This is a genomic window from Pantoea sp. MBD-2R, from assembly GCF_039134845.1.
GTDB lineage: Bacteria > Pseudomonadota > Gammaproteobacteria > Enterobacterales > Enterobacteriaceae > Erwinia.
Map to the genome: position 1 here is coordinate 3,316,434 of NZ_CP152417.1, position 11,793 is coordinate 3,328,226.

The 11,793-nt window shown below is 52.0% G+C and carries 12 protein-coding genes; 6 read left to right on the plus strand and 6 right to left on the minus strand.

The window, feature by feature from the left end; genetic code table 11:
- Positions 1–505: 505 nt before the first annotated feature.
- A complete protein-coding gene (locus AAGQ96_RS15180) occupies positions 506–736 on the minus strand; it encodes a DUF333 domain-containing protein (protein ID WP_342753969.1) in 231 nt (76 codons plus the stop codon).
- Between the two features lie 199 nt (positions 737–935).
- Here AAGQ96_RS15180 and AAGQ96_RS15185 point away from each other — a divergent pair, with 199 nt between their 5' ends.
- From AAGQ96_RS15185 to AAGQ96_RS15195, 3 genes are all read left to right on the plus strand, one after another.
- Positions 936–1,259 carry a hypothetical protein gene (locus tag AAGQ96_RS15185; RefSeq protein WP_342753970.1) on the plus strand — a complete coding sequence of 108 codons (324 nt, stop codon included), beginning with the start codon at positions 936–938 and terminating at the stop codon, positions 1,257–1,259.
- Between the two features lie 131 nt (positions 1,260–1,390).
- Positions 1,391–1,603, plus strand: coding sequence for a hypothetical protein (locus AAGQ96_RS15190; protein ID WP_147199067.1), 213 nt, complete (start codon positions 1,391–1,393; stop codon positions 1,601–1,603).
- Positions 1,604–1,763: 160 nt separating this feature from the next.
- Positions 1,764–3,380 (plus strand): NAD-dependent malic enzyme, encoded by a 1,617-nt coding sequence (locus AAGQ96_RS15195; RefSeq protein ID WP_342753971.1) that lies wholly within the window; start codon positions 1,764–1,766, stop codon positions 3,378–3,380.
- A 70-nt stretch (positions 3,381–3,450) separates the two neighbouring features.
- Here the strand turns inward: AAGQ96_RS15195 and AAGQ96_RS15200 are convergent, their stop codons facing one another.
- Positions 3,451–5,382, minus strand: coding sequence for a methyl-accepting chemotaxis protein (locus tag AAGQ96_RS15200; protein WP_342753972.1), 1,932 nt, complete (start codon positions 5,380–5,382; stop codon positions 3,451–3,453).
- Between the two features lie 285 nt (positions 5,383–5,667).
- On the opposite strand from AAGQ96_RS15200, the gene AAGQ96_RS15205 reads away from it, so the two are divergent.
- Positions 5,668–6,918, plus strand: a complete 1,251-nt coding sequence (locus tag AAGQ96_RS15205; protein ID WP_147199070.1) for a mechanosensitive ion channel domain-containing protein — start codon at positions 5,668–5,670, stop codon at positions 6,916–6,918.
- A gap of 255 nt (positions 6,919–7,173) precedes the next feature.
- Complete coding sequence (locus AAGQ96_RS15210; RefSeq protein WP_147199071.1) at positions 7,174–8,400, plus strand: MFS transporter; 1,227 nt, start codon at positions 7,174–7,176, stop codon at positions 8,398–8,400.
- Positions 8,401–8,447: 47 nt separating this feature from the next.
- On the opposite strand, the gene AAGQ96_RS15215 is transcribed toward AAGQ96_RS15210, so the two are convergent.
- Complete coding sequence (locus tag AAGQ96_RS15215) at positions 8,448–9,332, minus strand: SMP-30/gluconolactonase/LRE family protein (protein ID WP_147199072.1); 885 nt, start codon at positions 9,330–9,332, stop codon at positions 8,448–8,450.
- 307 nt (positions 9,333–9,639) lie between these two features.
- On the opposite strand from AAGQ96_RS15215, the gene AAGQ96_RS15220 reads away from it, so the two are divergent.
- Positions 9,640–9,792, plus strand: a complete 153-nt coding sequence (locus AAGQ96_RS15220; RefSeq protein ID WP_168199643.1) for a hypothetical protein — start codon at positions 9,640–9,642, stop codon at positions 9,790–9,792.
- 109 nt (positions 9,793–9,901) lie between these two features.
- Here AAGQ96_RS15220 and AAGQ96_RS15225 read toward each other — a convergent pair whose 3' ends face one another.
- The 3 genes from AAGQ96_RS15225 to AAGQ96_RS15235 all read right to left on the minus strand — a co-directional run bounded on the left by AAGQ96_RS15225 (position 9,902) and on the right by AAGQ96_RS15235 (position 11,786).
- Positions 9,902–10,189, minus strand: a complete 288-nt coding sequence (locus AAGQ96_RS15225) for a hypothetical protein (RefSeq protein WP_147199073.1) — start codon at positions 10,187–10,189, stop codon at positions 9,902–9,904.
- Positions 10,190–10,442: 253 nt separating this feature from the next.
- Entirely contained in the window at positions 10,443–11,249 is an 807-nt protein-coding gene (locus AAGQ96_RS15230; protein ID WP_147199074.1) for a hypothetical protein, read from the minus strand.
- A gap of 84 nt (positions 11,250–11,333) precedes the next feature.
- Entirely contained in the window at positions 11,334–11,786 is a 453-nt protein-coding gene (locus tag AAGQ96_RS15235) for a universal stress protein (RefSeq protein WP_147199075.1), read from the minus strand.
- Positions 11,787–11,793: the final 7 nt, after the last annotated feature.

Consider the following 11,793-nt stretch of genomic DNA (forward strand, 5'->3'; position numbering starts at 1 on the left):
TCTATGGAATGATAGAAACGGTCAATGCCAGTGAGAAATTAATAAGAAAGGCAAACCCAGCCTGAACATCTTCCCGGTTCACGTCATCCGACGAGCATCTAAATCCCGGAATTAAAAGCGGGCGCATTCCATTCACCAGCATGTCGACACGGTATTTTTGGGTAATTGTCTGAAATATAAAAATTCGGATAAAACCCAATAGCCAGAGTGTAAAAACGTTCCACGCCCGATCGGAAACGAAAATGTGTAACAAAATGCTACAGGAATAGATTTTGAGAATGACAGATCATCATCCTGATATATAAGAATTTTCTTTTGTATTCCCTTCAGACCTTATGGAATAAGGGTGTACAGCAAACAATCAATTTGATTTAGGGGTGAAATAGTACAAAATTCCACCAATTGTGTGAGATTGGTGATTTTTTTATTTTTTTCAGAAATGAGATCCAGGACGTGACTGAGCAGCTGAAAAACGGACGACATATGCAGATCTTCGAAGCTGACGTTACTTTTTATGATCCCGACGATAAAGCGCCCATTGTTCAATCCGCTCGCCGGTGGGCAGCAGGCAAAAACTGACTTCTCCTTTTGAGGTTGCAGCGCTTTCCTGCTTACCGCCCTGCTCCACGCAGTAAACGGCTGCCGGATTTTTCATCCCCAGCGCAGCAGGTTTATCTGTTTTTGCGGCACAGCCCGCAACGACCAACATACAAACTAACATCGCGGTTCTTTTCATTTCGTCTCCTGGTCCAGCCGGCGGTTTTATGTTGTCGGCTTCACATTATGTCTGAAAAAAGCGTTCCGGCAGTTTAAGCCGTTGAACTTCAATGGGGATTAACTAAGATGGTATTTATTCACCTACGCCAGACTGGTACGGATGCCGCGCCTGCGCGTCGACAGCAGGTTACGTTGCTCTCCCATGACAAGGAATGCTTATGCCCATGCCAACCTTCACTTTGCGTTTAAGCCGCAGCGTGAGCCACTATCTTTTACCAGATATCCGCGCCCTGTTCCCAGCCGAAAGCGTACAGTTTTTCTCTAATGAACTGGATGAGGAATGGCATTACACCTTATTGTGCGGACAAAGCCCGGAAAACTGCTCGCTGGCGGTTTCCGCTATTCTGATCTGGTATCAGCTTAAGCATATTCACAAACTGATTTTTTTGACCCGCGCGCAGCAGGTGGACGCCTCTGGTTGCACCCCGGGTGAGCTTTTTGAGCTGCTGAAAAAACCTGACGCCGTACTCTACCTTTCCTGAACCTTCCCCTAGCCGTCGGCTGAAATAGTCAGGATGCCGATTTAACGCCAATCATGGGCTGTATTCCGCTGATTGATTTTCATTCGACTGGCTACACTGGCGGTAAGTAAACGTAGAGTACCGGAGTAGTTATGTCAGACAAAGATCCCATTGTTGAACGCCTTACCGTAGAGCTGCTGGCGCTCAGACAAATCGTGCAGATGCTGATCGCTTACGGCAATGTTCCTACGGGCGGCAAGCTGAACAAATATTTGCAGAAAGTTGCTGATGATACCGAGCATCGTGAAGATCACCGCGGGCCGAACAAAGCCATTGCCGACGCCATTCGCAGCTATATCAAGTAATCCTGAAACCTCGTTACGGCGAGGTTTTTTTCGGCAGGCATTGTTCCTCTCAGGCTGCCTTTTGGGTTTTGTTACATTTCCTCCGGCAAAGCCTTGTGCTTTCTACCAGACTTACTTCTTATAAATAAAAAGCCAACGCTTAGATTTTTAAGGAGTATTTATGACCACACCAGATACGACTCGTCTTTTAAACTCTGCCACGCTAAATAAAGGCACCGCTTTCAGCCAGCAGGAACGAGTCGAGGCTCATCTGGAAGGATTGCTGCCGCCAGTAGTGGATTCTCTGGAAACGCAGATTAAGCGCGTGCTGGAACATCTTGACGGCAAACCTAACGATATTGAGAAATATATCTATCTCCAGGAGCTGGCCGATCGCAACGAAACGCTGTTTTTCGCCACGCTAATGTCCGATCCGGTCACTTTTATTCCCCTGGTCTATGACCCAACTATCGCCGATGCCTGTTTAAAATATGGGCATATATACCGCCGCCCCAAAGGCATGTATCTCACCCATAAAATGAAAGGTCGCCTGAAAGAAGTATTGCGCAACTGGCCGCAAAAGGAGGTGCAGTTTATTTGCATCACGTCAGGCGGACGCATTTTGGGCCTGGGTGATATCGGCGCAAACGGCGCGCCTATTCCGGTTGGTAAACTCCAGCTTTACACCGCCTGCGCCGCCGTTCCGCCGCAGGGCTTGCTTCCCATTCATCTCGATATTGGCACCCGCAATAAGCCATTGCGTGACGATCCGCTTTATACCGGCCTGCGTGAGGAGAAGCTTCAGCAGCAGGATCTTGACGAATTGCTTGATGAGTTTGTCGAGGCGGTTAACGAGGTGTTCCCCGGCTGCTGCATCCATTTTGAGGACTGGGAAGGCAATGATGCGATCCGTTATCTGCAACGCTATCAGCAACAGGCGCTGGTTTATAACGATGATATCCAGGGAACCGCCAGCGTCGTTCTGGCCGGGCTGCTCACCGCGCTGAAAACGACCGGCGGCAAGCTGGCTGAACAGCGCATATTGTTTGCCGGTGCGGGATCGGCAGGCACGGGTATCGCAAATATGCTGGTCGAGGCGATGGTTCAGGAAGGGGCAGAACGGCAACAGGCCCGGCAGGCGATTACGCTGTTTGATAAAGAGGGGTTGATCGAATCCAGCCGCAACGATCTTAACGATTCGCAAAAGATCTATGCCCGCAGGATGGAGGCTGAACAGGATCTGCAAAAAGTGGTGGAGTGCGTTAAGCCGACCATGCTGATTGGCGTCAGTACGCAGGGCGGCCTGTTTACCGAAGGCGTGGTGAAAGCGCTAAGCGAGCTGAACGATCGGCCGATTATTTTTGCCTTATCCAATCCGACAAAAAATGCCGAATGCACGGCTAAACAGGCTTACGACTGGAGTAAGGGTAACGCGCTCTTTGCGGCAGGCGTGCAGTTTGGTGAGGAAAAAGTCAACGGCGAAACACGCTATCCCGGGCAGGCAAATAACTTCTATATTTTCCCGGCGGTAAGCCTGGCCGTTTATGCCGCAAAACCAAAACGCATTGATGATGCTTTGTTTATTGAAGCGGCGCGTCTTTGTGCTCAGCAGGTGAGCAAACAAGATCGCGAGCGTGGCAAACTCTACCCTTCACAAGCTGATATTCTGTCGACGGAAATTGCTATTGCCAGCGGGCTGGTGCGCTACCTGTTTAAAGAGAAACAGGCGGGCGTGAAAGAGCCAGAAGATATCGATCGCTGGATGCAGAAAATCGCCTGGCGGCCGCGCTATCAATAACAGCACGCGGCACGCCGACTCTTACCGGAGTGCCGCGCTTCGCTGACTGACCCGTCACAACGTATCTGAATTAAGATGCAGCGACCCTGAACGAAGAGATATCCTGCGCCAGCTGTGAAGCCTCACTGCGTAGCGCTTCGGTATTCTCCGCTGTCTGGTTAACCAACAGCAGATTTTGCTGAATGCTGCGTTCCATCTGTGAAACCGCCAGCGTCACCTCGCTGATACCTTTACTTTGCTCATCACCGGCGACGCGCATTTCGCCCACGATCTGCTTCACTTTCAGCACGTCGTTTACCAGGGTTTCCAGCTTCTCACCGGCACCTTCTACCAGCCTGCTACCGGTAAGCACGGTGGCATCAGACTGGCTAATCAGCGCTTTGATCTCCTGAGCAGCGGCGGCGCTGCGCTGCGCCAGCGCCCGGACTTCTGCGGCCACCACGGCAAATCCACGCCCCTGCTCGCCTGCTCTGGCGGCTTCAACCGCCGCGTTCAGCGCCAGGATATTGGTCTGGAACGCAATACCGTCGATTACGCTAAGAATTTCCCCTACCCGGCTGGAAGAGGATTTAATCGACGCCATCGTGGTAATGACCTGATTCATGACTTCGCTGCTGCTGCGGGCAATGTGTGCCGTCTGCTCGGTAAATTCGTCCGCCAGACGGGTATTGGCCGCGTTCTGCTGTACCGTCGCGTTGAGCTGTTCCATCGCTGCGGCGCTCTCTTCCAGCGCGGAAGCCTGATCGCCAATTTTGGCAGAAAATGCCTGGTTGCTTTCCGCCAGCGAACTGGCGTTAGCAGCAACGTTCACGCCGCTCGCCTGCACACTGGTAATCACCCTGGCGATTTTATCCACGAACTGATTAAAAGAGAGCGCGATGTCGGTGATTTCATCTTTACCCGTGGTTTCCAGACGGCGGGTTAAATCGCCGTCGCCCAGCGCGATTTCGTCCAGCGCGGTTCGGGTCGATTCCAGCCGGGCCGCCATGCGTCGGGCAAACAACCAGACACAAGCCAGCAGGATCAGCAGCGCCGGGATGAGTACGACAAAAATATCCTGCCGGATATTATCCGCCAGCGCGGTGACTTTCGCCTGCGGCGTGACCAGCCCAATAACCCAACCGGTAGTTTGCATCTTAAACAGCGTCACCTGAACGTCGGTTTTAAGAATGCCGTCTTCAATATTATTGAGGGTGGTCGGTGCCGCTGCCTGCACAGTACCCAGGGATTCTTGCACGCTGAGCAGCCATTTTTGCTGAGCAGCCAACGTACCGAATTTTTTCAGCGTCTTATCGCTATTGCCAGGAAAGTAGAGCACGTTACCAGCCTGATCTAACGCAAAAGCGTAGCCACCGGTAAGATTACCGTTACGCACCATAAAAGCGGAAAGATCATCCAACAGAACGTCAAACGTCGCCACGCCGGCAAACTTTTCGCCCTGCGTGTAGGGAACGCTACAGGTCACCATGTTCACCAGTGAAACAGGATCCTGATAAACTTCTGACCAGTTACATTTGCTGCGTGAAGCGTCCCGGGTCGAGGTATACCAGCTTTCATTATGATAGCCGGCACTGCTGGCCGCGTTATAGCCGTCGGAATAAGCCAGGGAGCCATCTGCACCTCGCGACCAAAAGAAGCTGCGGCGCGCCACGCCTTCGGTAAAGGCGCCAGGCTCGGGCCAAATCCCTCCGCCCGCCACGCTCTTATCACCTTTGCTGTCGATAATTTGTGGCAAAACGCTTTTAAACAGCTCGGGCTGATGTGGCAACACTTCTGCCAGCCGCGCAACACTCACCACTTCACCTTCAGTACGCGCCAGTTGCTGGTTCAGCTGGCCGACAATATTTTCTCCGGTCTGCTGGATCAAGCGGTTACTGGCTGCAATGACGCGCGGCTGCCCACGCAGGGAAATCGCAAAATAAACAATCAGCAGCGTTAACAGCAGCATTGTAACGCCGCCGAACATCAATTTTCCGGACAGGCGAGCGGGTATCCCAGGCATGGTCATTTCCTTAGCAAAAGCGTCACAGGGAAAACGGATAGAGTGCGGAGTGTGTGATTGTTGAGCATCACTTCTTTGGATTATCGGCAGCCGTGATGAAAACTGGATCAATTCCGGCGAAATTTTCTTCTGTAAAAAACAGCAAAGCCGGGAGAGTGCCGATTGATCTCTGGCTTACTGCCAGGCTACCCTGACGCCCCGCTGCAGGGGTCAAAGAAAACTGCGGTGTGGCTTACGTCTTTGCCAGAGAACGCTTTGGACAAGTTTTACTACAGGGAAAATATTATGTATCAGTACTTTATTGGCTGGCTTAACGACTTTGAGCTGCCTTATTCATCCTTGATAGCGCTGGTCGCTATTCTTGTCGTTATCTTAATTATCTCACTGATTGCGCACGCTATTCTTCACCGGGCGGTGCTGCCATTTTTACGCCGACTGTCGGAAAAGTCTTCACGTCAGTGGCCAAAATCGCTGATCGACAACAAGCTGTTTAGCCGTTTCGCGCTGGTGATGCAGGGCATTTTGCTGCAAATTCAGCTCGACCTTTTTCTGACCGGCATAGAACCTGTCTATACGGTTCTGCTGGTTGCCAGTCAGATCTGGCTGATGGTTTTCAGCCTTCTGATGTTCTTTTCGCTGCTTGATGTCGCGCTCGATCTGTCAGAACAAAGCATGCTGGCGCACCAGCTGCCGCTTCGCGGCATTTTTCAGAGCATGAAGTTGATTGCCGCGTTGCTGATCGCGCTGATGATTATTTCTGTCCTGATCGGCAAATCGCCGCTGGTGCTGCTGACCGGTTTAGGGGCGATGACCGCTGTGCTGATGCTGGTGTTTAAGGATCCCATCCTTGGTCTGGTCGCCGGTATCCAGCTTTCGGCCAATAACATGCTGAAGATGGGCGACTGGCTGGATATGCCTAAATATGGCGCGGATGGTTCGGTCGTGGATATCGCACTGACGACGGTAAAAGTGCGTAACTGGGACAATACCATTACCACTATCCCTACCTATGCGCTGATCTCCGATTCGTTCAAAAACTGGCGGGCGATGTCAGAATCAGGTGGGCGTCGGATCAAGCGCAGCATTAACATTGATACCACCAGCATCCGTTTTATGACTGATGAAGACGTTGCACGGCTGAAACGCGCTCAGCTGTTAACGCCTTATCTGGAGAGCAAAAGCGAAGAGGTGGCAAACCATAATGCGCAACTCGGCTGCGATGTGACCACCCCGCTAAACGGCCGTCATATGACCAACATCGGCACTTTCCGTGCGTGGCTGGAAGCCTGGCTACAGGCGCATCCGCAAACGCGCAAAGACATGACGCTAATGGTACGTCAGCTGGCCCCGGGCGCCGATGGCCTGCCGCTGGAAGTCTATGTCTTTACCAACACCACCGTCTGGCTGGAGTATGAAAAAATTCAGTCTGATATTTTCGATCATATCTTCGCCGTGCTGGCAGAGTTCGATCTGCGCGTGCATCAGACGCCAACCGGCAACGATCTGCGCAATCTGCGGATAGCGTCAGCGAGTTAATTCCAGACGGGCAGCTCCTGCGCGGATTGGCTTCAGACTACTGACAAACCTGAAGCGAAGGGGCATACGCCCAGAGCAAAGCTTCACGGGCCATGAACGGCCCGTGAAGTGCAGCCCCCGCAGCAGCCTGCCGTTCATTCCTTCTCAGCGGCATTTCATTCCGCTCTGACGGCAGTTCATGCCGTATTGTCCCCGCGCGCGAAAGTCCCGCCTTACTATGTGCTTAATTTCTTCAACTTCTCCCGGGAGCCTGCCATGAGCACAAGGCCTGTCAGTCACAGCGTTAACCGCACCCGTTGGTTAACGCTGATCGGTACCATCATCACGCAGTTTGCACTGGGTTCTGTTTATACCTGGAGCCTGTTCAATGGTCAGCTATCGCAAAAGCTGGACGCACCGGTTAGCCAGATCGCTTTTTCCTTCGGATTACTGAGCCTTGGACTGGCTATCGCCTCTTCACTCGCTGGAAAATTACAGGAGCGATTTGGCGTGCGTAATGTGGCTATCGGCGCGGGAGTGTTGATGGCGGTAGGCTTTTTTCTGACGGCACATGCCAGCAACCTGTTTATGCTTTATCTCAGTGCAGGCGTGCTGGTCGGTCTGGCCGATGGCGCGGGCTATCTGATGACCCTGTCAAACTGTGTGAAATGGTTCCCTGAACGCAAAGGCGTTATCTCTGCCTGCGCCATCGGCGCTTACGGGTTGGGCAGCCTGGGCTTTAAATTTATTTGCAGCTATCTGTTAAGCGTCAACAGCCTGGAAACGACGTTTATTATCTGGGGCGGTCTGGCGATGGTGATGATAATCGCCGGGGCGTTATTAATGAAAGATGCACCAAAACAACAGCCTGTGAGCAATGGTAAAGAGACAGGCGCCCGGGATTTCTCGCTGGCGGAAGCCGTGCGCATGCCGCAATACTGGATGCTGGCCGTGATGTTCCTGACTGCCTGTATGAGTGGTCTGTATGTGATTGGCGTGGCGAAAGATATTGGTGAAGGCCTGGTGCATCTCTCAACCTCAACGGCCGCGAATGCGGTAACAATCATCGCTATCGCCAATTTAAGCGGCAGGCTGGTACTGGGCGTGCTGTCAGATAAAATGGCGCGCATTCGCGTTATCACGCTTGCCCAGGTTGTTTCACTGACCGGCATGAGTATTCTGCTTTTCAGCCAGATGAATGAGACCACTTTCTTCCTCTCTCTGGCGTGTATTGCCTTTAGTTTTGGCGGCACCATTACCGTTTATCCTTCCCTGGTCAGCGATTTCTTCGGCCTGAATAACCTGACGAAAAACTACGGCCTGATCTATCTTGGCTTTGGGATTGGTAGCGTGATGGGGTCGTTGATTGCTTCATTGTTTGGCGGCTTTATGGTGACGTTCAGCCTGATTATCGCCCTGCTCGCCCTGTCGCTGATCATGTCGGTCACTATCCGCATGCCACATCGTCCGGCGAAAGAGAGCAAAACGCTACAGCATGCCTGAAATACCAGCGCGAGGCCGCCAGGAAATGGCAGCCTCGCGCTTTTGTATTATTTCTTTGCCCGGAATGTCGGCTCAGGTAGCCCGGCAACATTAACCCGAACTGCAAACAGATCGCCAGACTGCGGATACTGGGCCAGTTCTTCTTCGCTGCGCCCTTCGCGCGAGCTGGTGATATACAGCGTTTTCAGATCGGGGCCGCCGAACGCCACCATAGTCGGCCAGCGTACCGGCAGTGGAATTTCATCGACAATCTGACCATTGCGGGGATCAAGCCGAATGACCCGCGAGCCATCAAACATCGCTGCCCAGTAAAAGCCTTCACTGTCGATTGCCGCGCCGTCGGGCAATCCGCCCTCTTCCTGTTTAAAACGCTGTAATACCTCACGCGGGCCAATATCGCCCTGGTCATCGACCGGATAACGGTAAAGCACGCCGTTAGGCGTATCGGTATGATACATCCAGCGGTTATCCGGTGAGAAAGCCAGTCCGTTGGAAATCATCACGTCTTCCGCTTCCACGGTCAGCTTCAGGTTTTCGTCCAGTCGACATAGCTTGCCGCCATTGCGGTCCTGCGGTTCCCACAGGCTACCGCACCAGAAGCGGCCAAACCGATCAACCCGTCCGTCGTTAAAGCGGCTACGTTCCGCTTCACCCGGATTCGGCGCGATACGACGGGTAATCTTCCCCTGCTCGTCCAGCATGCATACGCCGCTGCGTAAGGCCGCCACAAAACCGCCGTCTTCGTTCAGGCCAAAACAACCAATATGCTCCGCCACCGGCACGGCACGATGCTCGCCACTTTGTGGATTAAAACGATGCAGAGCCGGTGCCAGAATATCAACAAACCAGAGTACCTGTTCGCTCACTGACCAGACCGGACATTCGCCCAGTTCCGCCTGAGCCGCCAGCACATTGTCTACCTGATAAGCCATAATTTTTCCTTGTAGTGACCTGGAGTGAATTGCAGAGCTAAGTTTACTGCATAACGCGGCTTCTGCTGAAATTAACGCAAATTCAATTACAGGAATATCTTGTACGCAGTCGGGGGATTTAAGAATATTCCAGGCCGATCTCTCTTTTTTTAAGCCTTATCTTATTTATCGCAACGTTTAAAAGACTAGTATTTGCCGTACAGAATTATTTGGTAATATTTACGGAAATAACTCTACATTTCCATCATTATTCTTCCACTTTTCTCTCGTAAATTGGCAGCTATAGAAAAGTGAAGGAGTATTCACCATGAAAAAAATAATTAAGGTTGCGACTGTTCTGGGTGTAATGATGATGCTGAATGGTTGTATTATACACGATGGCTACCGGGGCGGCGGCCATCACGGTGGCGGCTATCATGGCGGTAATCACCATGGACACGGGCCACATCGGGGCTGGTAAGAAAGGCATTATAAGAGGGTGAATCACCCTTAAGCGGGCAAAGCCTGCACACAGCAATATAAAAATAAAATAATGCAGTTTTCCAGGCGGGTTATTCCCGCCTTTTTTATTAACTTTTAATGCTGTAGTTACACTGATACCAGGCTTTCATTAATCCTGGCAATCGGCTTTCCTGCGGTTTGATCGCTTCAACTTTGTCGAACCCACGTTCAGAACAGTAATGTTCAACATCTTCCAGCATGGCGGCTTTATTTACCGTCTCTGGGTTAAAGCGATATTGCACGGTGTTTACAGCGGGATCTTCATCCACCTTTTCAAAAGCGCCCGGTTTGCCTGAAGTGCAGCCTGTTAATAACAGGACCGCCAGCGTCAGAGCGCCAGCAATACTCTTTTTCATCTTAACTCCTCTCTCCGGTGTCGCATAATACCCGGTCGGCCAGTTTGTTCTAATCGGAAAAGACTGCTTTTGCACATTCTTTACTGTGCTTATGCAATATTTTACCGATTGAATCGATTCAGAAGGCCGACTGGCGTGCCACGAAAATGAATGCCAATATGACGTCAGACACAGCGAAATGTCTGCTCAACACCAGGATTTTACTTATAATAACAAAGTGTTATGCCCGCGGCGAGCGGGCTTTTTTTTGCGCTTAATCCGCGCTGGCGTCGAGTATGATACGTAAAACGCCAGCGGATTGATTAACCGGAAGTGCCAGCACCGATTGATAAAGATCGATAGTCATATCGCACAGCTTACTTTTATCAACGCCCGCTTCCGCCGGTGAGTTAAGCGTTTGTAAGTCGCTGCCCCATTTGCCGTACAGCGTCCCGACCAGCGCCTGCAGGTCAGCACGGCTCCGCGCGATATCCATCGGTTGTTTGGCTCCGCGACTTTGCATCAGAAACGTATCCAGGGCCGCCATTTCCCGATCCCGCAACGCCTGGGGTAACACTTCACTGGTATTAATGCCGCCGTTGATCTGCGGAAAAAGAAAGCGATAGCAAAGCTGTGCGCTTTTCTGACGAATCAGCTTCATCTCTTCCAGTGAAATTTGCATAAAACTGTGCAGCTGAGCGTTGCTCACGTAGCTGATGCGCTGGTTGATCAGATCGGAAAGCGCAGGACGAAGCACCTCCAGCGCCTGCTGTTCATTCATGCCTTCCTGCAAAGCGGCGTTAAACTCTTGCTGTAGCTGCTGAAAAAGTTCGGGTTGCTGAACTTTGATCGTGCGGAACGCCGGCATATCGGCCAGTCGCTTTTCTGTCGCCGCCAGTTTTGCCTGTCGCTGGTGTTGAGGCGCGATGACGCCGAAGTAAGTCATGTTACCGGCAAACAAAAGGATGAAACCGCAAAGCGCAGCCAGCCGTCGACTGATTTTGCCTTTTTTATGTAGCCAGGAAAGAAAAACAATCAGAAGTGCGGCGCACAGAGCGGCAATAACAACCTGGAAAATCAAAATAACGTCCTGAGATAAACGGATGAAAATCAGAGCTCATGTCCGGCCAGGGTGCTGCCTGACATGAGCGATACGCGAGGCAGTTTAATCGGCCCTGACGTCGACCAGCACCGGGCAGCTGGCGCGCTCAATGACCGCCGCGCTCACCGACCCTTTCAGTAGCCGGTTAAAAGAGGAAAGGTGACGGCGCCCCATCACTATCATCGATGCACCAATCTCGTTGGCATGGGCGACGATGGTTTCAGCTGATTCGCCAGCCAGCACGCGTCCGGTCGCACGGATACCTTCGTTTTGAAGTTCAGCCAGCGCCTGCCGTACCGCTGCTTCCGCCGTGTTCTGCTCATCAAGCGCGCTGCCAAAATCACCCGGATCTTCTCCCGCTTCGATAACGTAGTCTCCGGTGGTACTGGCATAGCTTGCATCCACGCAGCACAACACCACAACGTCGGCATCCAGCGCACGTGCCTGCTCGCCAGCCAGAGAAATCACTTTGCGCGCAATAGCGGAATTATCAACAGCGACTAAAAGCTTTTTCATATTCCCT